Origin of the sequence: Corynebacterium sp. Marseille-Q4381 (assembly GCF_036881695.1) — a bacterium.
Lineage (GTDB): Bacteria > Actinomycetota > Actinomycetes > Mycobacteriales > Mycobacteriaceae > Corynebacterium.
In genome coordinates, this window is sequence record NZ_JBAJNR010000001.1 from 301,966 (window position 1) to 325,631 (window position 23,666).

The 23,666-nt window shown below is 65.8% G+C and carries 24 protein-coding genes; 11 read left to right on the top strand and 13 right to left on the bottom strand.

What is annotated here, in order from left to right; translation table 11 throughout:
* Positions 1 to 6: 6 nt before the first annotated feature.
* From V6D40_RS01545 to V6D40_RS01560, 4 genes are read left to right on the top strand one after another with little or no spacing between them, the layout of a single operon-like run.
* The gene (locus V6D40_RS01545; RefSeq protein ID WP_334288595.1) at positions 7 to 699 is read left to right on the top strand and encodes a YaaA family protein; all 693 of its coding nucleotides are present in this window, start codon (positions 7 to 9) and stop codon (positions 697 to 699) included.
* A gap of 25 nt (positions 700 to 724) precedes the next feature.
* On the top strand, positions 725 to 1,471 hold the full coding sequence (locus V6D40_RS01550) for a DUF1648 domain-containing protein (RefSeq protein ID WP_334288596.1): 747 nt from the start codon (positions 725 to 727) through the stop codon (positions 1,469 to 1,471).
* A complete protein-coding gene (locus tag V6D40_RS01555; protein WP_334288597.1) occupies positions 1,468 to 2,127 on the top strand; it encodes a thermonuclease family protein in 660 nt (219 codons plus the stop codon). The genes V6D40_RS01550 and V6D40_RS01555 overlap by 4 nt, the downstream gene beginning before the upstream one ends.
* A 19-nt stretch (positions 2,128 to 2,146) precedes the next feature.
* Positions 2,147 to 2,896 (top strand): NAD-dependent deacylase, encoded by a 750-nt coding sequence (locus tag V6D40_RS01560; protein ID WP_334288598.1) that lies wholly within the window; start codon positions 2,147 to 2,149, stop codon positions 2,894 to 2,896.
* Here V6D40_RS01560 and V6D40_RS01565 read toward each other — a convergent pair.
* Positions 2,871 to 3,821 (bottom strand): class I SAM-dependent methyltransferase, encoded by a 951-nt coding sequence (locus V6D40_RS01565; RefSeq protein ID WP_334288599.1) that lies wholly within the window; start codon positions 3,819 to 3,821, stop codon positions 2,871 to 2,873. The two genes, V6D40_RS01560 and V6D40_RS01565, sit on opposite strands and share 26 nt — an antisense overlap.
* Positions 3,805 to 4,554 carry a uroporphyrinogen-III C-methyltransferase gene (cobA, locus tag V6D40_RS01570; protein ID WP_334288600.1) on the bottom strand — a complete coding sequence of 250 codons (750 nt, stop codon included), beginning with the start codon at positions 4,552 to 4,554 and terminating at the stop codon, positions 3,805 to 3,807. The genes V6D40_RS01565 and cobA overlap by 17 nt, the downstream gene beginning before the upstream one ends.
* 24 nt (positions 4,555 to 4,578) lie before the next feature.
* On the opposite strand from cobA, the gene V6D40_RS01575 reads away from it, so the two are divergent.
* Complete coding sequence (locus V6D40_RS01575) at positions 4,579 to 5,769, top strand: protein adenylyltransferase SelO family protein (protein ID WP_334288601.1); 1,191 nt, start codon at positions 4,579 to 4,581, stop codon at positions 5,767 to 5,769.
* Positions 5,770 to 5,791: 22 nt separating this feature from the next.
* Here V6D40_RS01575 and mqo read toward each other — a convergent pair whose 3' ends face one another.
* On the bottom strand, positions 5,792 to 7,318 hold the full coding sequence (gene mqo, locus V6D40_RS01580; RefSeq protein WP_334288602.1) for a malate dehydrogenase (quinone): 1,527 nt from the start codon (positions 7,316 to 7,318) through the stop codon (positions 5,792 to 5,794).
* Between the two features lie 102 nt (positions 7,319 to 7,420).
* Between mqo and V6D40_RS01585 the strand changes: the two genes are divergently transcribed.
* The 4 genes from V6D40_RS01585 (at position 7,421) to V6D40_RS01600 (ending at position 10,860) form a co-directional block, all read left to right on the top strand.
* Positions 7,421 to 8,413 carry an alpha/beta hydrolase gene (locus V6D40_RS01585; RefSeq protein ID WP_334288603.1) on the top strand — a complete coding sequence of 331 codons (993 nt, stop codon included), beginning with the start codon at positions 7,421 to 7,423 and terminating at the stop codon, positions 8,411 to 8,413.
* Between the two features lie 5 nt (positions 8,414 to 8,418).
* Positions 8,419 to 9,816 carry a mycothione reductase gene (gene mtr / locus V6D40_RS01590; RefSeq protein ID WP_334288604.1) on the top strand — a complete coding sequence of 466 codons (1,398 nt, stop codon included), beginning with the start codon at positions 8,419 to 8,421 and terminating at the stop codon, positions 9,814 to 9,816.
* A gap of 277 nt (positions 9,817 to 10,093) precedes the next feature.
* Positions 10,094 to 10,477: a hypothetical protein gene (locus tag V6D40_RS01595; RefSeq protein ID WP_334288605.1), complete on the top strand. Its 384-nt coding sequence runs from the start codon at positions 10,094 to 10,096 to the stop codon at positions 10,475 to 10,477.
* Positions 10,478 to 10,521: 44 nt separating this feature from the next.
* A complete protein-coding gene (locus V6D40_RS01600; RefSeq protein WP_334288606.1) occupies positions 10,522 to 10,860 on the top strand; it encodes a hypothetical protein in 339 nt (112 codons plus the stop codon).
* Between the two features lie 97 nt (positions 10,861 to 10,957).
* Here V6D40_RS01600 and map read toward each other — a convergent pair whose 3' ends face one another.
* The 5 genes from map to dxr all read right to left on the bottom strand — a co-directional run bounded on the left by map (position 10,958) and on the right by dxr (position 17,341).
* Positions 10,958 to 11,857, bottom strand: a complete 900-nt coding sequence (map, locus tag V6D40_RS01605) for a type I methionyl aminopeptidase (RefSeq protein ID WP_334288607.1) — start codon at positions 11,855 to 11,857, stop codon at positions 10,958 to 10,960.
* Between the two features lie 10 nt (positions 11,858 to 11,867).
* Complete coding sequence (locus V6D40_RS01610) at positions 11,868 to 13,679, bottom strand: penicillin-binding transpeptidase domain-containing protein (RefSeq protein ID WP_334288608.1); 1,812 nt, start codon at positions 13,677 to 13,679, stop codon at positions 11,868 to 11,870.
* Positions 13,680 to 13,740: 61 nt separating this feature from the next.
* The gene (gene ispG / locus V6D40_RS01615; protein WP_334288609.1) at positions 13,741 to 14,904 is read right to left on the bottom strand and encodes a flavodoxin-dependent (E)-4-hydroxy-3-methylbut-2-enyl-diphosphate synthase; all 1,164 of its coding nucleotides are present in this window, start codon (positions 14,902 to 14,904) and stop codon (positions 13,741 to 13,743) included.
* 55 nt (positions 14,905 to 14,959) lie between these two features.
* Positions 14,960 to 16,165, bottom strand: a complete 1,206-nt coding sequence (locus tag V6D40_RS01620) for a M50 family metallopeptidase (RefSeq protein WP_334288610.1) — start codon at positions 16,163 to 16,165, stop codon at positions 14,960 to 14,962.
* A gap of 3 nt (positions 16,166 to 16,168) precedes the next feature.
* Positions 16,169 to 17,341 (bottom strand): 1-deoxy-D-xylulose-5-phosphate reductoisomerase, encoded by a 1,173-nt coding sequence (gene dxr / locus V6D40_RS01625; protein ID WP_334288611.1) that lies wholly within the window; start codon positions 17,339 to 17,341, stop codon positions 16,169 to 16,171.
* A gap of 120 nt (positions 17,342 to 17,461) precedes the next feature.
* On the opposite strand from dxr, the gene V6D40_RS01630 reads away from it, so the two are divergent.
* Positions 17,462 to 17,974: a DUF2631 domain-containing protein gene (locus V6D40_RS01630; RefSeq protein WP_334288612.1), complete on the top strand. Its 513-nt coding sequence runs from the start codon at positions 17,462 to 17,464 to the stop codon at positions 17,972 to 17,974.
* Between the two features lie 108 nt (positions 17,975 to 18,082).
* On the opposite strand, the gene rlmN is transcribed toward V6D40_RS01630, so the two are convergent.
* The 3 genes from rlmN to frr all read right to left on the bottom strand — a co-directional run bounded on the left by rlmN (position 18,083) and on the right by frr (position 20,761).
* The gene (rlmN, locus tag V6D40_RS01635; protein WP_334288650.1) at positions 18,083 to 19,141 is read right to left on the bottom strand and encodes a 23S rRNA (adenine(2503)-C(2))-methyltransferase RlmN; all 1,059 of its coding nucleotides are present in this window, start codon (positions 19,139 to 19,141) and stop codon (positions 18,083 to 18,085) included.
* A gap of 129 nt (positions 19,142 to 19,270) precedes the next feature.
* Positions 19,271 to 20,197, bottom strand: a complete 927-nt coding sequence (locus V6D40_RS01640; protein WP_334288613.1) for a phosphatidate cytidylyltransferase — start codon at positions 20,195 to 20,197, stop codon at positions 19,271 to 19,273.
* Between the two features lie 6 nt (positions 20,198 to 20,203).
* On the bottom strand, positions 20,204 to 20,761 hold the full coding sequence (gene frr / locus V6D40_RS01645; RefSeq protein WP_334288614.1) for a ribosome recycling factor: 558 nt from the start codon (positions 20,759 to 20,761) through the stop codon (positions 20,204 to 20,206).
* Between the two features lie 75 nt (positions 20,762 to 20,836).
* On the opposite strand from frr, the gene V6D40_RS01650 reads away from it, so the two are divergent.
* Positions 20,837 to 21,913, top strand: a complete 1,077-nt coding sequence (locus tag V6D40_RS01650) for an amidase (RefSeq protein ID WP_334288615.1) — start codon at positions 20,837 to 20,839, stop codon at positions 21,911 to 21,913.
* 5 nt (positions 21,914 to 21,918) lie between these two features.
* Here the strand turns inward: V6D40_RS01650 and pyrH are convergent, their stop codons facing one another.
* Both pyrH and tsf read right to left on the bottom strand, forming a co-directional pair.
* Entirely contained in the window at positions 21,919 to 22,602 is a 684-nt protein-coding gene (gene pyrH / locus V6D40_RS01655) for a UMP kinase (RefSeq protein ID WP_334288651.1), read from the bottom strand.
* Between the two features lie 240 nt (positions 22,603 to 22,842).
* Positions 22,843 to 23,661: a translation elongation factor Ts gene (tsf, locus tag V6D40_RS01660; RefSeq protein WP_334288616.1), complete on the bottom strand. Its 819-nt coding sequence runs from the start codon at positions 23,659 to 23,661 to the stop codon at positions 22,843 to 22,845.
* Positions 23,662 to 23,666 lie beyond the last annotated feature (5 nt).

The following is a 23,666-nucleotide window of genomic DNA, read 5'->3' on the forward strand; positions in this document are numbered from 1 at the left end:
TTTGGCATGCTCATCGTGCTGCCACCGTCTGAAACCAAGGCTCCCGGCGGTGCCGGTGGCCCGATCACCGTCTCCTTTCCCCAGCTCGACCCGGTGCGCGAGACGCTTATGGGGCAGCTCGCCGCAAGCGACGTCGACACTCTCATGACCGAGCTGAAGATCCCCGCCGGCAAGCGAGCGGAGGCGGAGGAGAACCTGACGTTGCAGTCAGCGCCTGTCATGCCCGCGATCGAGCGCTACACCGGCGTGCTGTACGACGCCCTCGATGCGCCGTCGCTTCCAGCCGCTGCGCGCCAGCGGTTGGCGGTCGGCTCGGCGCTCTTCGGGCTTGTGCTTGCTAACGACCACGTGCCCCGCTACCGCCTCTCCGCCGGTTCCAAGCTCGGCGGACGGACAATGCGTGCGTGGTGGGGCCCGCGCGTTACCGAAGTACTGCAGGCGGAGGATTTCGTCGTTGACCTGCGTTCGGGCGCTTACCAGCAACTTGGCCCAGTACCCAGCGCGGTGACCGTGCGCGTAGAGCAGGCCGACACAGGCAAGGTGGTCAGCCACTTCAACAAACGCTACAAGGGGGAACTGGCGCGGACCCTGGCATTTGCCACTACCCCACCGAGTTCAGTCGACGATGTTGCGGATGCGGCCCGGGCAGGCAGTTTGAACGTGCTGGTGGACGGAAACGAGGTGACGCTTAAGGTGTGAGAACGGTGCAGTACATTCGATGACCATGCCGTTGCGCCGCGCTCTTCCAATCTCCGGAATCATTTACCTCGCCGTTCTCGCGTTCGTTGCCGCCAGGTGGGACGCAATTCCGGACCCGGTGCCGATGCACATCGGCCCCGGCGGTGAAGTGGATCGATGGTCGGAGAAGAACTTCCTCAGCGCCACCGCGGTGACGTGGATCGGCGTCGTGATTTCCGCGGCGATGGCGCTGTGCGCGCCGAAGCAGAGCCTGGCCGCGGCGCGGCGCGAGCCCTCCGACGAAGGCACCCTACCCAACGACGCGCTGCCCTACTCGGAGTCGGCGTCGCAGCGCGCGCAGCATCTCATCGATACCACCAATACATTCTTGGGAACGCTGCTTATCGCCACCAGCATCGTCTTGGCGCTGACCCAGGTCATGATGCTGTTTCCCGAGATCGTCTCGCCCACCCTGTGGTGGGTCTTTTTCGGGTTGTACATGGTGGGGGTTGTGGTGGCGTCGATAAGCCTTGCCCGAACATCCCGCCGGAACTTCGACGACATACCGGCAGACGCAGATGAGCTGCAACGCGTGGACGCGCTCAAGCGGGTGGCGTCGATGGGCTTGTATAGTCAGCCGCGCGACCCCATGGCGGTGGCAGTGCTGCCCGGTGAGCCCGGCAAGCTGCAGATCAACTCGGCGCACCCGGCGGGCAAGCAGCAGCTGCGCCGGATGGGCATCGGCATCGGCGTTTCGATCGTCCTCGTTGTGCTGCTGGCGGTGATCGCGTGACGGCGCCCCGCACGCAACGCCGCGGCGCGCTCAAACTGGCAGCGGCCATCCTCATCGCACTCATCGGCATCGCGGCGATCGCGTTCACCGTCAAGACGTGGCAGGAGCGCACCGGAGACACGGTGGTGGTGAGCCGGATTGTGGACGGCGACACGATCGATATCGAGCGCTCGGGCGAGACGGTTCGCGTGCGCTTGCTCAACATCGACACCCCGGAGAAAGAGGAGTGCCTGTTCAACGAGGCGACCGAGCACCTCACGATGCTCATCGCCCCCGGCGACCGCGTCTCACTGGTTCACGACGTGGAGCGCCAGGACCGCTACGGCCGCGAACTGGCCGGGGTGGTTACAGCCGACGGCACCTTTGTCAACGAGGTGATGGTGGCCGACGGTTTCGCGCGCGCCGTGGAATATCAGCCGAACACCCGCTTTACCCGGCAGATGCGCGACGCGGAGGCCCAAGCCAAGGCCGCTCGCACCGGCATCCACGCCGTGCCCACCGAGTGCCTTATGCCCACCGAGATCGCCCGCGACGCGCTTGCGCGCTACCAGGGTGACCCGGACCCGTTTTACCTCGACGTGATGCGCGACGCGGTGGACAACACGAACAACTTCACCTACCGGGACCAGGCGATTGCGCTGATCGACAGCCTCTAAGCCGATAGCCTTTAAGGCCATGAGCGACTTGAACGAGGCACGGGCCATCCTGGATAACGCCCGACATATCGAGGTCTTCACCGGCGCGGGTATGAGCGCGGACAGCGGGATCGCGACCTACCGCGACGCTCAGACCGGCCTGTGGGAGAACGTGGACCCGCAGGCAATGGCGTCGATAGACGCGTGGCGCATCGACCCGGAGACCATGTTCGCCTGGTACCTCTGGCGCGCACACCTCGCGCAGCAGGCCGAGCCCAACGCCGGCCACTTCGCCATCGCCCGCTGCCCGAAAACCTCAGTGACCACGCAGAACATCGACAACCTCCACGAGCGCGCCGGCAGCCACAACGTCGTCCACCTGCACGGGTCGCTGTTCGAGTTCCGCTGCTCCGAGTGCGGCCGCCCCTACACCGCCCCGATCGAGCTGCCCGAAGGGCCGGTCGAGGCAATTACCCCGCCCGCATGTCCCGAGTGCGGCGGTGCGGTGCGCCCCGGAGTGGTGTGGTTCGGCGAGGCGCTACCCGACGACGCGTGGGCGGAGGCCGAGCGGCGCATGAAAACCGCGGACGCGCTGTTGATCGTCGGCACCTCGGGGGTGGTCTACCCCGCCGCGGGCCTGCCGCTCATCGCCCACGCGAACGGGGTGCCGATCGTCGAGGTCACGCCAATGCGCACCGACCTGTCCCACCTGGCTGACGTGGTGGTCGAGGACACCGCGGCGCGCGCCGTGCCGCAGCTTATTCCTACTTCGTCGCCCGCAGCACAGTAAACGTCGCGTCGCGGGCGACCTGCTCCACCGTGGTGAATCTGCGCTCCACCTCGCCGCGGTAGCGCAGGTGCGAGTTGTGCACCAGGTACAGCTGCCCGCCGGGTTTGAGCATTCTTATCGACGCCCCCAGCAACTCCCTCACCAACGTCGCATCCACCGCCGTGCCGTCGTGGAAGGGCGGATTGAGCGCAACCGTGTCGAAGGACTCGCCGGGGAACTTCGACCCCGCGTCGTCCCACGTCGCGTTCAGCCCGTTGGCGCGCGCTGAAAGCACTGCGTCGGCGTCGGAGTCCGTGGCGAAAGCGTTCATGCCCCGCGTCACCGAGCCGTTGCCGCAGCCTAAGTCCAGCAAGCGGCCGGGATCCGCGGGCAGGCACGATCGCAGCAGCTCGCCGCCGCGGTCCGGCTTCGCACCTGAGAACACACCGCCGATCGCGGTGAGACCGTTGACTGTCACCGGCTCGTACGCGACCGGCTTGGGGCCTTCGGCGGCAAGGCAGCGGAACTTGCCTCGGCCGCGCGAGGCCGCGACGCGGTCGAACGACTCAGCCAGCACGTCGTTCATGCCCCGCGAGAGGTGCTTGTTGTTGCCGCCGAAAACAACACGAAGCGGCGCAAAACCGCTGGAAGCGAGCGAGCGCGCCACGTAGTCCAAGCGACCGAGCGCCTTCGGCATTTCTCCCACCGCCACGGCCGGCCCCTCCGAGCCGGCGAGGAAAACGTCCAGCCGCACGTCGCCGGCGGTCGCCGCGCCGAGCGACGCCGCCGACTGGCTGCGCGCGTAGTCGGGGTCGAGAAACACCACCGGGTTGCCCGCGCCCAGCGCGGCCCGCGTGAGGTCGAGGGTGGGGTCGTGGCAGATCAGCACGGTCTCGCCCGGCGCGATCTGCGCGGTGTCGAGGATCAGGCTATCCAGCGTGCGCAAGGCCGGCCACCTCCCCGAAGACGTAGACGGCGGGCGCGGACACGCCCTCGGCCTCCATGACGTCGGCGAGCGTTTCGGCGGTGGCGAAGAAGACCCGCTGGTTGGATGTCTCGCCGTCTTGGATAACGGCGGCGGGGGTGGTGGGGTTCAGGCCGGCGTCGATAAGCGACTGCCCTATGGCGCGCACGTTGCGCACCCCCATCACCACCACGATGGTCCCGCCGAGCGTGGCAAGCGAAGCCCAATCCACCAGCGACTTGTCGTGCCCGGGCGGCAAGTGGCCGGAAACCACCGTGAACGCGTGGGTGACCCCGCGCTGCGTGACCGGGACCTGCGCCGCCGCCGGCACGGAAATCGCCGAGGTCACCCCGGGCACCACGTCGCATGCAATCCCCGCCGCCGCGGCCGCCTGCAGCTCCTCGAACCCCCGGCCGAAAACGAACGGGTCGCCGCCCTTCAGCCGCGCCACGTGCTTGCCCTCGCGTGCGTAGGAGACCAACAGTTCGTTGATGCGCTCCTGCGCCACCTGCTTCGCGTACGGCAGCTTGGCCACATCCACGACCTCCTTGCCGTCGATGTCGATAAACTCCGCAAGCTCCGCGGCGGGCCCTAAGTGGTCGACGAGGATGACGTCGGCTGCCTCAAGCGCGCGCAGACCTCGGATGGTGAGAAGGTCCCACGCGCCGGGGCCGCCACCGACAAGCGTGATGTGGCCTGTACTCCCTGTACTCATGGCAGAACAGTTTAGGGTGAGACCATGCAACCACCACAGCTCGCCCACACGCTCGCTGACCGCTTACCCGAATTGGCGCACGCGCAGCCGCCCACGCGCTTTGAAAACCCGAAGCTCGTGGTGCTGAACGAGCCGCTGGCGGCCGAGCTCGGCCTCGACGCAGGTTGGTTGCGCACGGACGAGGGGGTGCGCTGGCTGGCTGGTTCCTCCGGCGGCCACGCCATGGCGTATGCGGGCCACCAGTTTGGACAGTTCGTGCCGCTGCTTGGCGACGGCCGCGCCCTCCTTCTCGGCTCCCTTCCCCACGCAGACGGCACGCCCCGCGAGATCCAGCTGAAGGGCTCGGGTCCGACGACGTTCTCGCGCCCGGGTTCTGACGGTGTCGGGGCCATCGGCCCCATGCTTCGCGAGTACTTGGTCTCCGAATTCATGCACGCGGTGGGCATTCCCACCACGCGATCGCTGGCGGTAGTCGACACCGGCGAACACGTCGTCCGTCAGCAGGGCCGCGTACCCGGGGGCATCGTCGTGCGTGTGGCCGCGTTGCACCTGCGCGTCGGCAGCGTGCAGTACGCCGCAACGCAGTCCGCCGAGCTAGTGGACCAGGTCGTGCGCGCCGCCGGCTTCGACTCCCCCGCCGCGATGCTGGACGGTGTCCTGGACGCGCAGCTTTCGCTCGTTGCATCCTGGATGCGCATCGGGTTCGTCCACGGGGTGATGAACACGGACAACACCGCGCTATCCGGCGAAACCATTGACTACGGACCGTGCGCGTTCACGGAGACGTATGACCCGAACGCGGTGTTCTCCTCCATCGACGCGCAAGGCCGCTACCGCTTCGGCTACCAACCTTCCATCGCGGTATGGAACATCGCGCGGCTTGCCGAAGCGTTGCTTCCCGTCATGGACCAAGACGCGGCCCAGGCTGTGCTGGCGGACGCGCAGGAGCGTTGGGACCGGGCATGGAATGCCGCCGTGCCAGACCCGGCTGCGCTGGCGGCGGCGGGAGACCTGTTCACCCACGCCGGCATCGTCTTCGGCCCCCGCAACGGCATGCTTGAGCGGGCCATTGTGGAAGCGGAACAGAACGGCAACTACGCGCCGTACTTCGAGCTTCTTTCCGCGACCAGCGACCCGTTCAACCCCGACGCCGGCCCGGAATGGATGAAGGCGCCCGAAGGCGCCTTCACGTTCCAAACATTCTGCGGGACCTAAGACCCCGCCGCGCAGGACTCGGCTACTTGGCCGTGCCCTGCCCGTCCAAGTGGCGCTCCACATCCAGGCCCAGAGTCTTCTGGGTCCACGCCCACTGCTCCTCGTACGCCGCGCGGTCGCGCTTCAGCGACTTGCCGTAAGTCGGGAACATCTCGTGGAGCTTGTCGCCCCAGTCGATCATGCGCTCACCGAAGCAGCGCTCGAGCAGCTCGAGCATCGCGGCCGGGGTGATCGACGCACCCGGGGACGCGCCCAGGATGCCGGCGATGGTGCCGTTCTGGTCGTTGACCAGTGCGGTACCGAATTCCAGCGAGCCGAAGCGGGGGGCAGCGGTCGGCTTGATCACCTGCACGCGCTGGCCGGCGACAACCTCTTGCCAGTCCTTCGGGTCGGCCTCCGGGTAGTACTCGCGCAGCACTTCCATCTTGCCGTCGAAGTTGCGGAAGACCTCCTCCACCAAGTACGTGACCAGGTTGAAGTTAGTGGCCGCAACGCCCAGGTACGACGGGATGTTGTCCGGGCGAATCGACTTAAACAGGTCGAGGTAGGAACCCTTCTTCATAAACTTCGGGGTCCAGCCGCCGTACGGGCCGAACAGCAGCGACTGCTCGCCGTCGACCACGCGCAGGTCAAGGTGCGGCACGGACATCGGCGGGGCGCCGACCTTCGCCTTGCCGTACACCTTCGCCTGGTGCTGGGCCACGAGCTCCTGGTTGGTCGTGCGCAGCCACATACCGGAGATCGGGAAGCCCGCGTAGCCGCGGACCTCCGGAACACCCGCTTTGCGCAGCAGGTCGAGCGCGTAGCCGCCGGCGCCGACGAAGACGAAGCGTGCGCGGGTGACCTTGCGGTCGCCGTTGCGCAGGTTTTTCACGCTGACCTTCCAGAAGTTGCCCTCGCGCTTAATGTTGGTCACTTCGTGGCCGTAGCGGATGACGGTGCCGTTTTCCTTCGCGGAGTCCAAGAACTGCTTGGTCAGCGCACCGTAGTTGATGTCGGTACCCGCGTCCGTCCAGGAAATCGCAACCGGCTCGGCGTCGAAGTCACGGCCCTGAGCCATCAGCGGCAGCATGCGGGCAAACTGGTCGCGGTCCTCGGTGTACTGCATCTGCGGGAACATGTGGTTCGCGCTCAGCGCGTCGTAGCGGCGCTTCAGGTACCCGATCTGGTCTTCGCCCTGGCCAAACGAGACGTGCGGCACCGGATTAATGAAGGCGCTCGGGTCGGTGAGCACGCCGTTTTCCACGCGGTTCGACCAGAACTGACGAGAGAGCTGGAACTTCTCGTTGATGTTCATGGCCTTGGAGACGTCGATGCGGCCGTTCTTCTCCGGCGTGTAGTTCAGCTCGCACAGCGCGGAGTGGCCGGTGCCGGCGTTGTTAAACGGGTAAGAGGACTCCTGGGCTGCGCCGTCGAGACGCTCGTAGATCACCTGAGTCCATCCCGGCTCCAGCGCCTGGAGCATCGCCCCAAGGGTCGCACTCATAATGCCGGCGCCAACGAGGAGAACGTCTACCTCGTCGTCATAGTGGTCTTTCTTCTCAGCCATTGCATGTCACCTGTTTCATTTCAGATCGTGTTCTGGTGCTGTCAAGGGTAATGGTTTTTCACTCTACGCTTATATAACTTGGCTCCGGCTAATATCGGTCGCATGAGTGCGCCGATAGACCCGACGTTTCAACCAGACATCCTCGGTGACGGCTTCGAGCAGGCGGTTTTGCCCATGGGCAAGGATCCGGACACCGGCACAGACGTCCGCGCCGTCCTCGTCCGCGCGAGCGTCGGCAACAAACACGCCGACAAGAACAAGCCGGCCCTGCTGTGGGTGCACGGCATGTCGGACTACTTTTTCCAAGACCACGTCGCCGACTACTTCACAGATCTGGGCTACCCGTTCTACGCGCTCGACCTGCGCCGCTGCGGACGGGCGCGCACGACCGGCCAGCGCTGGCACTACACCCTCGATGTGGCTAACTACTACCCGGAGCTGACTGCCGCACTCGATATCATCACCCGCGACCACCCCGGCGTGATCCCCATGGCCCACTCCACCGGAGGCCTCATCGTGCCGCTGTGGGTGGATGAGCTGCGCCGCGAGGATCCGAAGCGCCACGCGCAGATTAAAGGCATGGTTCTGAACAGCCCGTGGCTGGACCTCCAGTTCAACCCAGTAGCGGTCGCAGTGACCCGGCCAGTCATCAACACGCTCGGCCGCGTTGCCCCGAAACTACCCCTGCCGCAGGGCGGTCTCGGCGCCTACGGCGCTTCGATCTACCAAGGTGAGCACGGCGAGTGGGACTTCAACACTTCCATGAAGCCGCTCGACGGCCACCGCAAGTACCTCGGCTGGATCCGCGCTATTAATAAGGCGCAGCAGAAGATCCACTCCGGCGAAATAGACGCGGGTGTTCCCACGTTGACCCTCGTGTCTGCGCACTCGTACCTCGGCGAGGACTACTCCCCCGCCGCTGACACCGCCGACACGGTGCTCGATGTGGATCAGATCCGCAAATGGGCTCCTGAAACCTCATCCCAGAACGAAACAAAGATTATCGATGGCGCCCGCCACGACGTGTTCCTGTCCGAACCGTTCGCGCGCGAAGTCGCTTTCAAGACCACCGCCGAGTGGCTGGAGAAGATTTAAACGACATGGACACCACGCACTACGACCTCATCATCATCGGCACCGGCTCCGGCAACACGATCATCACCGAGGACTACGACGACAAACGCGTCGCCATCGTTGAGAACGGCAAATTCGGCGGCACCTGCCTAAACGTTGGCTGCATCCCTACGAAGATGTACGTGCTCGCCGCGGATACGGCCTACCAAGCGCGCGAATCCGAGCGCCTCGGCATCGACCTCGAGTTCAAAGGCGCCGACTGGCCTGCCATCCGCGACCGCGTTTTCACCAACCGCATCGACCTCATCGCAGCGGGCGGCGAGGAGTACCGCCGCTCCGACGCGTGCCCCAACGTGGACGTCTACGATCAGCCTGCGCGCTTCGTTGGCCCCCGCACGATCGAGACCGGCACCAAAGAAGGCCCCGCCACGATTACGGCGGACCAGGTACTGCTCGCCGCCGGCTCGCGCCCGTTCATCCCCGATTGGGCAGAAGGACTGGATTACCACACCAACGAGGACATCATGCGCCTCGAGAAGCTGCCCACATCCCTCACAATCGTCGGCGGCGGCTTCATCGCCATGGAGTTCGCCCACGTCTTCGAGGCGCTCGGCACCGACGTGACCATCGTCAGCCGCTCCGCGCTCCTGCGCACGCTCGACGAAACGATTCGCGACGAATTCAACACCCTCGCCGAAAAGCGCTTCAACGTCGTGCACTCCACGGTTGAATCCGCCCACCAGACCGAGGACAGCATTGAGCTGCTGCTTGCCGACGGCACCACCGTCTCCTCCCAGCACCTTCTCCTTGCCACCGGCCGCGTCCCCAACGGCGACGAACTCGAAGTGCAGAACGGGGGCATCGAAATGCTTCCGAACCACAGCGTGAAGGTCGACGAGTTCGGGCGCACCACCGCCGAGGGCGTGTGGGCGCTCGGCGACATCTCCTCGCCCTACCAGCTCAAGCACGTGGCCAACGCCGAAGCCCGCGCCGTCGGCGCCAACCTGCTGGCCGCCTTCGCCGGCGAAGAGCCCACCATGACCATGCCGCACGAGCACGTGCCATACGCCGTGTTCACCCACCCGCAGATCGCCACCGTCGGCCTCACCGAGGAGCAGGCCGTCGCAGCCGGCCACGACGTCACCACGAAGATCCAGCGCTACGGCGACGTCGCGTACGGCTGGGCGCTCGAGGACACCACCGGCGTGGTGAAGCTCGTCGCCGACAAGCAGTCGGGCCGCCTCCTCGGCGCCCATTACATGGGTCCGCAGGCCTCCACGCTGATTCAGCAGGCGATCACAATCATGGCGTTCGATTTGGACCTCCGCGACGTTCCCCGCAAGCAGTACTGGATCCACCCCGCGCTTGCTGAGGTCACCGAGAACGCCATCCTAGGACTCGATCTGGACTTCGCCCTCGCCTAACCCCTACCCCCACATGAGGGGGCCATGCGGGGCCCCTCCGTCAGCAGGCATCGCCTTTGCCCACGCCCACGTTACTTTTCCAAGGTTTAGATACTTCACTGGACGTTACCTGTGAAAAATATTGTGTGGTGGTTGCACGTTGCTCTAAGGACATTGCTACAGTAGTGCACGACACTCGGTCAGATGGAGCCGGTACTCCAGATCGAGAGCCTCCGGGCCAAGGTCGCCAGATCAAGTTCGGATGACTTGTAAAAACTAGAAGTAAGGATTTCGTTTCATGCGTAACTTCCGCAAGGCAGCCTTCGCAGGCGCCACCGCCGTTGCCGTGGCATTCGGCTCCACCGCAGTCGCCGCTGCAGACACCACCGAGAACACCCAGGAGTTCTCCCACACTCGCGTTCAGAACGTTCCGGCGGACGCAGAGTCTGACTTCCGTACCAACGTTGGCCACAAGGTCGAGGCTTGGTACAAGGACGAGGAGGGCAACGTCATCGCCACCGGCGTCAACAAGGACGAGTTCTACGGCGAGTGGACTGACGAGACCCCCGCTTGGTCCAAGATCCTCTTCGTTGGCGGTATCGCTGCGATGGTCAGCGCGGTTATCGGCCTGATCGTTGGCCCGGCTTACAACTTCTTCGTCCACGGCCCGGCAGCTTTCTAAGCCTCGCTCATCCACAAACTAAGATTTCTTGAAAGAAGGAAAATATGCGTAACTTCCGCAACGCAACCCTGGCCGTGGCGACCGCTACCGCTGTGACCTTCGGTGGCGCAGCTGCTGCAGGTGCACAGGAGGCAGGGAACACCGACCAGTCGTCCGTCGAGCAGACCAACTCCTCCCAGCAGAACGGCTCTTCCCAGTCGGCTGATGACAATAAGGATTACTTCATCGTCGACTCTCACGGTAAGACCAAGGACGAGGACGAGGTTCCGGCTTGGGCGAAATCCTGGAACACCGCCTCCATCGTGGCCTCCATCGGCGCTGTTATTGGCCTGATCATCGCTGGCTTCAACTTCGCTTCCTACAACGGCTGGATCAACTTCTAAGATCGCCGTTCGCTAACTGCGAAGCTATTGCGAAAGCTCCCGCCCTTCGGGGTCGGGAGCTTTTTCGTGCCGGCGGGAGCCTGCGCTCCCGGGGCGGCTACGCGCCCAGCATGTGCTGCCCAGCTGCGAGGTCGGCATCTGGGATCGTGAGGATCTCGTTGCCGTCGTCAGTGATCAGGATGGTGTGCTCGAACTGGGCGGTGTACTCGCCGTCGCGGTTCTGTACCGTCCAGCCGTCGTCCCAGATGTCGTACGGGAGGGCGCCGAGGTTGATCATCGGCTCGACGGTCAGCGTCATCCCGGGCTCGAGAATGTCGGTGTAGGCGTCGGAGTCATAGTGCAGCACCACGAGGCCGTTGTGGAACGTGGTGCCCACACCGTGGCCGGTGAAGTCGGTGACCACGTTGTAGCCGAAGCGCTTGGCGTAGGACTCGATGACGCGGCCGATGACGTTGATCTGTCGGCCGGGCTTGGCGGCCCTGATGCCGCGCATGGTGGCTTCGTAGGTGCGGTCCACCAGCAACCGGTGCTCCTCCGCCACCTCGCCCGCGAAGAACGTGGCGTTGGTGTCGCCGTGGACGCCGTTCTTATACGCGGTGACGTCGATGTTGGCGATGTCGCCTTCCTGAATCACCGTGGTGTCGGGGATACCGTGGCAGACGATCTCGTTGAGCGAGATGCACGAGGACTTGGTGTAGCCGCGGTAGCCCAGGGTCGACGGGTAGGCGCCGTGGTCCAAGAGGTACTCGTGGATCACGCCGTCGACGTAGTCGGTGGTCACGCCCGGTTTGATCTCTGCGCCGCCGACGGCGAGCGCGTTCGCGGCGATCTTGGATGCCTCGCGCATTGCCTCGATGGTCTCGAGGGTCTGCACGTGCGGCTCGCCGACGTTTTCCTGGACGTCGTCCTTCCAGGCGTACTCGGGGCGCTCGATCGACGCGGGCACTTTCCTAATCGGGGTGGGTTTTCCTGGGGTCAACTTTCCGCGTGGATTCATGCGGTCAATGTTAACCCCGGGCGGCGTCCAGGTTCGAAAGCATCGAGCTCGTCAGCGCCACGGCGGCTTCGGATCCGCCGCCTAAGACGACGAGGGTGGCAAAGGCGATGTCGTCGTCGGCGCGGTAGCCGGTGAACCAGGCGTGGGATCCGCCTGTGATCTCGGCTTCTCCGGTTTTGCCGTAGACGTCGCCAAACGAACCAAGCCCTCCTGCGGTACCCCCTGGCATCACCACCGCCTTCATCAACCGCCGCAACTCGTCGATTGACTCCGGCGACGGTGGGTCGACCTGCTCCCCCACCTTCGTCTCCTCGCCGGCAACTAAGAACGGCACCGGCATCGAGCCGTGCGCTGCCGTAGCGGATACCAGCGCCATGCCGAACGGGCTGGCCAGGTCGTACCCCTGTCCGTAGCCGGCCTCGGTGCGCTCCAGCGGGGTGTCCCCGACTGGAATGTCGCCGGTGACCGTGTCGATACCCGGGATGGAAAAGTCGACCCCGAGGCCGAACTGCTTGCCGACGTCCCTCAGCTCCCCCGGAGCCAACTTCGTCGAGATGTCCGCAAACGTGGTGTTGCAGGACCTCGCGAACGCTGTCTGCAAAGGAACGCTGCCGAGGCCGAAGCCGGCGTAGTTGGTCACGATGCGGCCGTAGATGTTCATGGTGCCGGGGCACGGCACCGTCGAATCCGGGGTGAGCCCCTGGCGCTGGAGGCCTGCGGCCGAAGTGATGATCTTGAACGTCGACCCCGGCGGGTACTGACCCATGGTGGCCAAGTTGCCCTTGCGGTCGGCGGCGGGGGTTTGCGCCACGGCGAGGATGCCGCCGGTGGAGGGGCGGATCGCCACGATCATCGCCTCTTGGCCGGCGACGGGCTCGAGCGCTTGTTCGGCGGCGCGCTGCACCGCGTGGTCGAGGCTCACGCTCACTGCCGGCGACGGGTCAGGCTCGACGCGCTCGACCTGCTCGAACTCGGCGCCGTTCTCGTTGACCACGGACACGCTCCAGCCGGGCTCGCCGTCCAAGTCGTCGCCGACGAGCGCGCCGATGCGCGCCATGATGTCGGGGGCGAAGGTGGGGTCTTGGTTCACCATCGCGGCTTCCTCGTTGAGGCGCACGCCCGGGGCGTTGCCGAGAGCTGCCTCGAAGGCGTCTTTCGACGTGGCGGGGATGACGGTGACGGAGTAGGTGGATTCGGCGGAGGCGAGGGCTGGGGTGAGGGAGGCGGCGTCGATAAGCGCAATGCTCCTGTCCCCCTCGTGCGCAGCCGCGAGTGCCTCCGCGATGCGCTGAGCGGTCTCGGGGGCAGAACGCATTGCGGACGGGTCGACCAGCACGCGGTATGCGACGCCCGGGCGAAGCAGCTCCACCCCGTCGGAGGACACGACGCTGGCCTGGTGCGCCGGGATTGCCCGGAGTTCGAGGTGCTGGTTGGCGCCGAGGCGCGGATGCAGGATGGACGGCTGCCAGCGAACGGTCCACTCGTCGGCGACCTGGGTGAGCGTCATGTTCGCGTCGTAGGTGTAGGTACGCTCGCGCGGGAGCTGCCACGACATTTCGTAAGTCGCCGTGGCGATGTTGTCGGTTTGCGAGACGTCCTTCAGCTGCGTTGTCAGCCCCTCGGCCTGCAGCCCCTCCCACGTCGTTGTGGTGGAGCGCTGGGCCTCTGCCGGATTGTCGACGCCCGCGGTGAAATCCTCGCGCGCCTCAAGCGCTTTGAGAAACGCTTCCGCGACCGGCTCCGCGGAGTTCGGCCGCGGGGTGCAGCCCGCCGCGCTCACAGTGAGAACGATGCTGGCGAGCAGGGCGAAAAGGCGGCGCATGGCAAAAACGTAGCAGCACCGGCCGTGTGATCGGTGCTGCTCAGGAGGTGTTGCGGAACGTCTAGCGCGTAACCTTGACCTCGGCCTTGGCGCCAGCGACCTCCTCGAGGCCCTCCTCCTCGGCGATGCGCAGCGCGTGCGCGATGAGCGTCTCCACAATCTTGGCCTCAGGAACGGTCTCCACGACTTCGCCCTTGACAAAGATCTGGCCCTTGCCGTTGCCGGACGCCACACCCAGATCGGCGTCGCGCGCCTCGCCCGGGCCGTTGACAACGCAGCCCATCACTGCAACGCGCAGCGGGAACTCCATACCGTCGAGGCCGGCGGTAACCTCTTCGGCCAGCTTGTACACGTCCACCTGCGCGCGGCCGCACGACGGGCACGAGACGATCTCCAGCTTGCGCGGGCGCAGGTTCAGCGACTGCAGGATCTGGTCGCCCACCTTGATCTCCTCCACCGGGTCGGCGGAAAGGGAGACGCGGATGGTGTCCCCGATACCGTCGGCAAGCAGGGCCCCGAATGCCACCGAGGACTTAATGGTGCCCATGAACTTCGGGCCAGCCTCGGTCACGCCGAGGTGAAGCGGGTAATCGGTCTTCTCCGCGAGCTGGCGGTAGGCCTCCACCATCAGCACCGGGTCGGAGTGCTTGACCGAAATGGCGATATCGCCGTAGCCGTGCTCCTCGAACAGGCCGGCCTCATAGATCGCGGACTCCACCAGCGCCTCAGGGGTGGCCTTGCCGTACTTCTCCAACAAGCGTTTATCCAGAGAACCGCCGTTGACGCCGATACGGATCGGGATGCCGGCGTCGCCCGCCGCCTTCGCTACTTCCTTGACGCGGCCGTCGAACTCCTTGATGTTGCCCGGGTTCACGCGCACCGCGGCGCAACCGGCGTCGATCGCGGCGAAGATGTACTTCGGCTGGAAGTGGATATCCGCGATCACCGGGATCGGGGACTTCGCGGCGATCGCGGGCAGCGCTTCAGCGTCAACCGTCTTCGGGCAAGCGACGCGCACGATGTCGCAGCCAGCGGTGGCCAGCTGCGCGATCTGCTGCAGGGTGGCGTTGATGTCGTGGGTCTTGGTGGTGGTCATCGACTGCACCGTGATCGGGTGGTCCGACCCCACACCCACGCCGCCGACCATCAGCTGGCGGGTCTTGCGCCGCGGCGCCAAGGTGGGCGGCGGGCCTTCGGGGATACCTAATCCGATGGGGAGACTCATGCGCACTAGATTAGCACCGCGGCGCACGGGCGCGACGCGGCGGATTGGGCGGGGTTTAGAAGATGCGGACCGGGTTGATCACGTCCGCAACCATGACAAACACACCGATGATGAGCAGCGTCGCGGCCATGAAGTAGGTCAGCGGCATCAGCTTTTCGTAGTTCACCGGCTCCCCCGGGCCGAGCCCGCGGGCACGGCGGAAAAGGTCGCGGATCTTCTCGTAGATGATGACGGCGATGTGCCCGCCGTCCAGCGGCGGCAGCGGCACAAGGTTAAACAGCGCCAGGAAGAAGTTCAGGCTGGCCAGCATCATGAAGAACACGGGCCACATGCTGCGCTCAGCCAACTCGCCGCCGGTGCGCGAGGCGCCGATGATGCTGACCGGCCCCTCGACGTCGCGCTCCGCGCCGAAGACGGAGGCGATCACGCCCGGGATTTTGCCCGGGAATGCCGCCAGCCCATCGACCGTGGCGCCGAGCATCTCGCCGCTGAAGCGGGCGGTGGCCGGGACGGCCTCGAGCGGGCTGAACTGCTTCACCGCGTCCTTGATTGGTGCCGCCCCCATGCCGATCGCTCCGGCGTCGAACTCCTCGCCGGTCTGCGGGTTAATGCGTTTGACGTTTTCAACCGCCACGTCAAACGAGATTGCTTCGCCGCCGCGGTCGACCTCGATGGCGACGTTCTCGCCCGGGCGGGTGATGACGTAGTCGCGCAGCTGCACGAACGACTCGATCGGGGTGCCGTCCACCGCGAGCAGCTCGTCTCCCCCGCGCAGTCCCGCAGCGTAGGCCGGGCCAGAGCCGGTGCACGCAGCAAGGGTTTCCGCATCCACTTGGTCTGAGGTGCACGTCAGCTCGCCCACCCGAAGCGTGCGGTCGGCGTACGGGTTCGGGATACCCGAGGACACGGCAACAAGGTAAATGATCACGATGCCGATCAGCAGGTTCATCACGATGCCGCCGACCATCACGCAGATGCGCTGCCACGCCGGCTTGTTCACCATCGCGTGCGGCGCCTCCTCCTCGGTGACGGGGTCCATCGCGGTCATGCCGGCGATGTCGCAGAACCCGCCGAACGGCAGCGCAGCGATGCCGTACTCGGTGTGTCCGCGCTTGGTCGACCACACCGTGGGACCGAACCCGATGAAGTAGCGGCGCACCCGCATGCCGAAGGCGCGGGCGGTGAACATGTGACCTGCTTCGTGCAGGGCGATCGACGCCGCGATGCCGAGGGCGAAGATGAAAACGCCGAGAAAACCCATGCGCTACTTCCCCGCCAGAGCCGCAACGGCAGCTTCGGCGTGCTCGCGGGCCGCCTGGTCCACGCGGACAACGTCATCGAAGGTAGCCGGCACGGTTGCGAACGCGTCGGCGCGCTCGAGCACCTCAGCAATGACGTCGACGATCTGGGGGAAGGCGATTGCCCCGGCGAAGAACGCGTCGACCGCGACCTCGTTCGCTGCGTTGTAGATCGCCGGGTAGGGATCGCCCCGCTTCACCGCGCCGCGCGCGAGCTCGACCGCGGGAAACGCATCCGCGTCCAGCGGCTCGAAAGTCCAGGAGTGGGCGTGGGTGAAGTCTAAGGCTGGCTGCGCGTCAGCGACGCGGCCCGGCCACGCGAGCGCGTGCGCAATCGGCATCTTCATCGACGGCGGCGACGCCTGGGCGATCGACGCGCCGTCCACAAACGTCACCATAGAGTGGATGACGGACTGGGGGTGGACGGTGACGTCGATAATCTCCGGGTCGATGCCGAAGAGCAGCACCGCCTCGATCAGCTCCAAGCCCTTGTTCACCATCGTGGCCGAGTTGATCGTGTTCATGGTTCCCATCGACCACGTGGGGTGCTTGACCGCCTGCTGCGGGGTGACGTCCATCATCTGCTCGCGAGTCCAGCCGCGGAACGGCCCGCCGGAGGCGGTGAGCACAAAGCGCGACACCTCTTCGGCGCGGCCCGCGCGCAGGCACTGCGCCATGGCGGAGTGCTCCGAATCGACGGGCACTAACTGGCCCGGCGCCGCGGTGTCGAGGACGAGTCGGCCGCCCGCGACGAGCGACTCCTTGTTCGCGAGCGCCAGGATCGCGCCGGTCTCGAGCGCGGCCAGCGTCGAGCGCAGCCCGGCAGCGCCGACGAGAGCGTTGAGAACGACGTCCGCCGGCTGCGCCTCGATCAGCAAAGCGGCCGCCTCGTCGCCCGTGAGCACCTTACCGCCGAGCGCCTCGGACACCTCTGCTGCCGCGTCCTCGCGCTGCACCGCGACCTGCGAAGGAGCCAAACCGAACTCGCGGGCTTGGTTGATTACAGCGGCCGGGTTGCTGCCCGCCGCGGCGATGCCCGCGACCTCGAATTCGTGTCTGTTCGCAGCGATGACTTCCAGCGCCTGCGTGCCGATGGAGCCGGTGGACCCGAGAATGAGAATGCGCTTCACGCCCGCCATTGTTCCAGCCGCGGTCGAACTTTCGGAGGTTTAGGGGGTATTAGGTCGCAGATGCGGGGATAGCTGTGCGACAATGGAGCGAGATTTTGAACTCGAGTTTGTCAACAAAGGAGTTTGGCTGTGGCCCACCACGCTCAAGAGAAGGCACCGCAGGTGTACAACGGCGTTTCCGAGGCAGATGTGCCCTCAGCCCGTTTCGGCTGGAGCGAGGTCGGCCGCGGCGCCGTGCAGACCGCCGGCTGGATCTCGGTGCTGGTTCTGCTCGCCTACAACTTCGGCAACCACCAGGGCCACGTCGAGACGATCTGGCTGATCGCGCTCGCGGTCCTCATCGCTCTCGGCTTGATCCTTCACGCCACTTCCCCGAAGCTCAACCAGGTGCGCACCGTCACCGCCCACAACAAGCCGGTCGGCCACCAGGAGCCGGACTGGGCGTACGACCAGAAGACGCTCTCCGGCGTTTACGAGAACCTGGACGAGCGCCAGCTGCGCGCACTGAATATCGACCCGGCTCGCGTGGCGCACCTGCGCGCCCCGCAGCGCGAAGTCACCACCCACACCACGACCACGGTGCGCGAGGCCGAGCCGGCCGAGGTAGTCCGCGTCAAGCCGACTGAGACCCGCACCCACTAAGCGTCGCACTTCCTGGCGCAAGACTAAAGCCCGGTCCCCGCTGTGGGGCCGGGCTTTGTGGTGCTTGGGATGGGGAGAAAAAAGGGGGCGTCGATAAGCCTGATGCCCCTAACCCGCCTTCTCCTCCGCAGCCAGCTGGCCGCAGGCGGCTGCGATCTCCTGTCCCTTCGTGTCGCGCACCGTACAGGTGACCCCCTGAGCAATGACGCGGCGGACGAACTCGTCCTGGCGCGCCCTCGGCGAGGCGTCCCACTTCGAACCCGGAGTTGGGTTCAGCGGAATGAGGTTCACGTGCACCTTGGAACCGAGGGCGCGGTGCAGCTTCTGACCCAGCATGTCCGCGCGGAAATCCTGGTCGTTGATGTCGCGGATCAGCGCGTACTCGATGGAGACGCGCCGGCCCGACTTGTCCGCGTAGTAGCGTGCGGCGTCGAGCACCTCGGCGACCTCGTAACGGTTGTTCATCGGCACCAGCTCGTCGCGCAGCTCGTCGTCCGGCGTGTGCAGGGAAACCGCGAGCGTGCAGGAGAGGTCCTCGTCCGCGAGTTTGCGGATCTGCGGGGCGAGACCGACGGTGGAGACTGTGACGTTGCGTTGCGAGATGCCGAAGCCGTCGGGCGACGGCTGCGTGATCTGGCGGACCGCCGAGACCACGCGGTTGTAGTTCGCCAGCGGCTCGCCCATACCCATGAACACAATATTGGACAGGCGCGATCCTTCCGCAGCCATCATCGCGGCGGCTTCGCGGACCTGGTCGACGATCTCCGCCGTGGACAGGTTGCGGTCCAGCCCGCCCTGGCCGGTCGCGCAGAACGGGCAGGCCATGCCGCAGCCAGCCTGGGAGGAGATGCACAAGGTGGCGCGGTCGGGGTAGCGCATCAGGACGGACTCCAAAAGAATGCCGTCGTGCAGGCGCCACAGCGTCTTCGTGGTGTCGCCGTTGTCGGTCTCCACCTGCCGCACCGGGGTGAGCAAAGTGGGAAACAGCGCGTCCTTCACCGTCTGCCGTTGCGCCTCCGGCAGGTCGGTCATGGTCAGCGGGTCGGCCTCGAACTTGCCGTAGTAGTGGCGCGCGATTTGGTCGGCGCGGAACTTCGGCAAGCCGAGCTCGGCGATGGCTTCTTTGCGCTCGTCCTTCGTCAGGTCGGCGAAGTGCTTCGGCGGCATGCCGCGGCGCGGCGCCAGAAGCTGGATCTGAGGGACGTCGCCCTTCTGGCTCGTCTCGCGTTGTTCAGTCGGCTCAGTCATAATGCCGCGTATTGTTGCACGTCACGCGCTCGGGCGGCGAATTGCAGCTTACAGCGGGTTCATCAGCGCGGCCGCGTTGAGCAGCACGTAGGTCGCACACGCTGCCGGCAGCATGCCGTCGAGGCGGTCCATCAGGCCGCCGTGGCCCGGCAGCAAGTTCGACATGTCCTTGATCCCCAGCTCTCGTTTGAACTGGCTTTCAACAAGATCGCCCATGGTCGCGCAGACGACCAGCGCCGCCCCTAAGACGATGCCCATCCACCACGGTCCGTTGATCAGGAAGTGGACGGCGACTACGCCGGTGACAACGCCGAAGATCATCGAGCCGGCGAAACCTTCCCAGCTCTTGTTCGGGCTTACCGCCGGAGCCATCGGGTGCGAGCCGAACATGACCCCGGCCGCGTACCCTCCGACGTCGGAGGCCACAACACAGAGCATGAACGCGATGATGAAGTGGGATCCGGGGATGCCGCCTTCGTCAATAAGCGAAATCAGCGCCGCGAACGACCCGAACAGCGGAATCCAGGTCAGGACGAAGATGCCGACTGCCGTGTCGCGCAAGTAGTGCACCGGTTTTGCGTCCCGGCCGTTGTGGAACAGGCGCCAGAACATGAGGAACAGCACCGTGATCGCGAACGCGGCGACCAGGCCTGCGGTGCTGTAGAGCGCGGAGGACCAGATCATGATCTGCCCCAGCACGATAAGCAGCGTGCGCGGCTGCTGGTAGCCGGCTTCGCGCAGGCGCGTGAGCACCTCCCACATGGCGAGCGCCACCGCGGTGGCGACGAGCGGGTACCACGCTTTCGGCCCAACCCACACCGCAGCGATGACGAGCGCGCCGAGAATCACGCCTGTGGTGATCGCGGCGCCCAAATCGCGGCCCGGGTTGTTTTTCGGCTTCGGGGCACGCAAGTGCACCGAGGGGCGGCGCTGCTCCTCGGCTGTTTCTGCGCGCTCTGCTCGGCTCTCGGTCATGGGGTCCTAGACCTCCATCAACTCCGCTTCCTTCTTGGCCACCAACTCATCGATCTGAGCCACGTAGCTCTGGGTGGTCTTGTCCAGCGCCTTCTCCGCCGTCTGGACCTCGTCCTCGCCCGCGTCGCCATCCTTCTGGATCTTCTTCAGCGCGTCCATGCCCTGGCGGCGCACGTTGCGGATAGCCACCTTGCCGTCCTCGCCCTTCTGCTTTGCCTGCTTGACCAGGTCTTTGCGGCGCTCCTCGGTCAGCTGCGGCACGGTCACGCGGATCACGTGGCCGTCATCGGTCGGGTTCACGCCGAGGTCAGAGTTGCGGATTGCCTCTTCGATGTCGCGCATGGTCGAGGGGTCGAACGGCTTGATCAGCAGCATGCGCGGCTCCGGCACCGAAATGGTCGCCATCTGGTTAACCGGCGTCGGGGCACCGTAAAAGTCCGCCATCACGCCGTTGAACATGGCCGGGTTGGCGCGGCCGGTGCGGATGGAAACCAGCTCGCCGCGGGTGTGCTCCACGGACGAGGCCATCTTTTCCTCGGAGTTCATCAGCACGTCATCAATCATGGGTCAATCCCTACTTTCCGTTGCTAAACGTATCGCCCTTAATCTACCAGCGGGCGAGCGTCCTAGACTGTTGCCATGCACCACCCCGCCTTCAGCTTCTTCGCCGACGAACCGCTGCGGGGTGCCCCCGGAGGCAGGCTGGACGGGTGGTGGATCCCGGTAAAGGACTCCACCAACGTGCGCGGGTGGCCCACTACCGACGGCTCGCCGCACCGGGCCCGCACCGCGCGGACGACCGACCCGATTGCGCAGAAGTTGCTCGCCGCGGGCGCGACCATCCCGGCCAAGACGCTGACGTCCGAATTGGGCGCGACGTGCTACGCGGAGCGGCCGGACGTGCCTGTGCTCGAATCCCCCGCCTACCCCGGCCGCACACCCGGCGGGTCGTCGACCGGCGCCGGCGTTGCAGTGAGCTTAGGCCTGTGCCGCGCTGCGCACGGCACCGACGCGGGCGGCTCCATCCGCGTTCCCGCCGCCGCGTGCGAGGTCATCGGGTTCAAGTTCGGCGGTGCCTCGCTCGCAGCCGACGGGTTCCTCGCGCGGAGCACGGCAGAGCTTCGTACGGTGCTCGGCTGGCCGCCGCAGCTTGAGGTGCCCCGCAGGTTGCGCATTGGGTTGCTTACCGACGGCCTGTTTACACCCACCACCCTCCAACCCGAGCGCGGCGACGCCGTCACCGCCTGCGCGTCAACGCTGGCGAAACGGCACGACGTCGTCGACATTTCGCGATACCCGCAAGCATGCGCAACCTACGAGCATTTCACCTCGCTGATCACCTCCAGCTTCCGCAAGCTCGACCCCTTGGACAGCGAGTACATCGCGTGGATGAAAGAGACCGGCAGCGGTGTAACTGCCGCGCAGCTTGCAGACGCGGTGGCGCACCGCGCAGAGCTTCCCGGCATCCTCGCCGCAGCGTGGGATGTCGATGTCGTGCTCTCCCCCACCCTCGCGTACGACCCGCCGGCTATCGGCTACTTCCCGTCTTTGCCTCCTGAGGAGAGCTTCCACGCGCAGACGGAGTGGTCGCCGTGGTGTTCTTTGTTCAACATGCTCCAAGCCCCCGCGCTTGCCCTCGGGCCGGTGCACCTTGGCGCGGTCACCGCGACCGGGCGGGAGCTCCTCGCCTTGGCCGATGAGCTCCGTCCCGCCTGAGCGCGTTACGCGACCAGCGTGCCCACCTGCTCGCCGGAGACGGCGCGCTTGATGTTGCCCTCCTCCAGCAGGTTGAACACCAGGATCGGCATATCGTTGTCCATGCAGAGGGAGAACGCGGTCGCGTCGGCGACCTTGAGCCCCTTCTCAATCACTTCGCGCGGGGAGATCTCCGAGAAAAGCACCGCGTCCGGGTTCACGCGCGGGTCCGAGTCATACACCCCGTCGACCGCCTTCGCCATCAGCAACACTTCGCAGCCGATTTCCAGCGCCCGCTGGGCGGCGGTGGTGTCGGTGGAGAAGTACGGCATGCCCATGCCCGCGCCGAAGATGACCACGCGGCCCTTCTCCAGGTGGCGGGCGGCGCGCAGCGGCAGGTACGGTTCCGCAACCTGCGCCATGTTGATGGCGGTCTGCACGCGGCAGTCCACACCCATTTGGCCGAGGAAGTCCTGCAGCGCGAGGCAGTTCATCACGGTGCCGAGCATGCCCATGTAGTCGGAGCGGGCGCGGTCCATGCCGCGCTGCTGCAGCTCGGCGCCGCGGAAGAAATTGCCGCCGCCGATGACCACGGCGACTTGGGTGCCGGCGTTGTGCACGTCGGCGATCTGACGGGCAACGCTTTCCACCACGTCAGGGTCAATGCCGACCTTGCCGCCGCCGAACATCTCACCCCCCAGCTTCAGCATGACTCGCTTGAAACCAGTGCGGTTGGGGTTGATGTCAGTCACCGGGAAATGCTCCTTCGCGCGGATGGGCCTGCAAAATGTTCGCAGCCGATCTTAGCCCCGCGCACACCTAAGGTAGGAACCGGCCGCGCGCCACCGGCCGGGGACGGCAAAACCCCGCACCCAACCGGCCGCGTGCGCGGCAAGTTTCAAGGGTGCGGGGTGTGCGGGTGGGCAGCGAGTGCGCCACCTGGCGGCTACTTAGGCCTGGCCGACCTCGTAGCGGACGAAGTCGGTGATCTCGATGCCGCTTTCTTCAGCGAACTGCTTGACAGTCTTCTTGGAGTCCGCCAGCGACGGCTGGTCGAGCAGGACGACGTCCTTGAAGAAGCCGCCCATGCGGCCCTCGACGATCTTGGCGATGGCAGCTTCCGGCTTGCCCTCGTTGCGGGTGATCTCCTCCTGGACCGCGCGCTCCTTCTCGATCACGTCAGCCGGCACAGCCTCCTGGTTGAGGTAGCGGGCCTTCATCGCGGCGATCTGCAGAGCAACCTGGTGCGCAGCCTCCGCGTTGTCGCCGGTGTACGCAACGAGCACGCCAACGGCCGGCGGCAGGTCCGCAGCCTTCTGGTGCAGGTAGACCTCGACATTGTCGCCCTCGATGGTGGCCGCGCGGCGCAGTTCCAGCTTCTCGCCGATCTTGGCGGAGAGGCGCTCCAGCACGTCGTGCGCGGTCTCGCCGTTCACGTCAGCGTTGGCCAGCTCCTCCTGGGAGTTTGCCTTGGCGGCGGCAGCAGCCTGAGCGATCTGGTCTGCGAGGTCCTTGAACTCCTGGTTCTTGGCCACGAAGTCGGTCTCGGAGTTGATCTCCACGATGGTGTTGCCGGACACAGCAACCAGACCCTCGAGCGCGTTGCGCTCAGCGCGCTTGCCCACGTCCTTCGCACCCTTGATGCGCAGGACCTCAACGGCCTTCTCAAAGTCGCCGTCGGTCTCCTCAAGCGCCTTCTTGCAGTCGAGCATGCCGGAGCCGGTGGTCTCGCGGAGCTTCTTGACGTCTGCTGCAGTGTAGTTCGCCATTCGGG

Excerpts from the sequence above, each read along its gene's own strand:
- dxr (WP_334288611.1), bottom strand. The coding sequence starts at position 17,341 with ATGGCGGGCGTGAAGCGCATTCTCATTCTCGGGTCCACCGGCTCCATC.
- pyrH (WP_334288651.1), bottom strand. The coding sequence starts at position 22,602 with ATGCTGAAGCTGGGGGGTGAGATGTTCGGCGGCGGCAAGGTCGGCATT.
- mtr (WP_334288604.1), top strand. The coding sequence starts at position 8,419 with ATGGACACCACGCACTACGACCTCATCATCATCGGCACCGGCTCCGGC.
- V6D40_RS01545 (WP_334288595.1), top strand. The coding sequence starts at position 7 with ATGCTCATCGTGCTGCCACCGTCTGAAACCAAGGCTCCCGGCGGTGCC.
- V6D40_RS01620 (WP_334288610.1), bottom strand. The coding sequence starts at position 16,165 with ATGGGTTTTCTCGGCGTTTTCATCTTCGCCCTCGGCATCGCGGCGTCG.
- V6D40_RS01575 (WP_334288601.1), top strand. The coding sequence starts at position 4,579 with ATGCAACCACCACAGCTCGCCCACACGCTCGCTGACCGCTTACCCGAA.
- cobA (WP_334288600.1), bottom strand. The coding sequence starts at position 4,554 with ATGAGTACAGGGAGTACAGGCCACATCACGCTTGTCGGTGGCGGCCCC.
- map (WP_334288607.1), bottom strand. The coding sequence starts at position 11,857 with ATGAATCCACGCGGAAAGTTGACCCCAGGAAAACCCACCCCGATTAGG.
- V6D40_RS01610 (WP_334288608.1), bottom strand. The coding sequence starts at position 13,679 with ATGCGCCGCCTTTTCGCCCTGCTCGCCAGCATCGTTCTCACTGTGAGC.
- tsf (WP_334288616.1), bottom strand. The coding sequence starts at position 23,661 with ATGGCGAACTACACTGCAGCAGACGTCAAGAAGCTCCGCGAGACCACC.
- V6D40_RS01595 (WP_334288605.1), top strand. The coding sequence starts at position 10,094 with ATGCGTAACTTCCGCAAGGCAGCCTTCGCAGGCGCCACCGCCGTTGCC.
- V6D40_RS01560 (WP_334288598.1), top strand. The coding sequence starts at position 2,147 with ATGAGCGACTTGAACGAGGCACGGGCCATCCTGGATAACGCCCGACAT.
- mqo (WP_334288602.1), bottom strand. The coding sequence starts at position 7,318 with ATGGCTGAGAAGAAAGACCACTATGACGACGAGGTAGACGTTCTCCTC.
- V6D40_RS01650 (WP_334288615.1), top strand. The coding sequence starts at position 20,837 with ATGCACCACCCCGCCTTCAGCTTCTTCGCCGACGAACCGCTGCGGGGT.
- V6D40_RS01550 (WP_334288596.1), top strand. The coding sequence starts at position 725 with ATGCCGTTGCGCCGCGCTCTTCCAATCTCCGGAATCATTTACCTCGCC.
- frr (WP_334288614.1), bottom strand. The coding sequence starts at position 20,761 with ATGATTGATGACGTGCTGATGAACTCCGAGGAAAAGATGGCCTCGTCC.
- ispG (WP_334288609.1), bottom strand. The coding sequence starts at position 14,904 with ATGAGTCTCCCCATCGGATTAGGTATCCCCGAAGGCCCGCCGCCCACC.
- V6D40_RS01600 (WP_334288606.1), top strand. The coding sequence starts at position 10,522 with ATGCGTAACTTCCGCAACGCAACCCTGGCCGTGGCGACCGCTACCGCT.
- rlmN (WP_334288650.1), bottom strand. The coding sequence starts at position 19,141 with ATGCCGCCGAAGCACTTCGCCGACCTGACGAAGGACGAGCGCAAAGAA.
- V6D40_RS01585 (WP_334288603.1), top strand. The coding sequence starts at position 7,421 with ATGAGTGCGCCGATAGACCCGACGTTTCAACCAGACATCCTCGGTGAC.
- V6D40_RS01640 (WP_334288613.1), bottom strand. The coding sequence starts at position 20,197 with ATGACCGAGAGCCGAGCAGAGCGCGCAGAAACAGCCGAGGAGCAGCGC.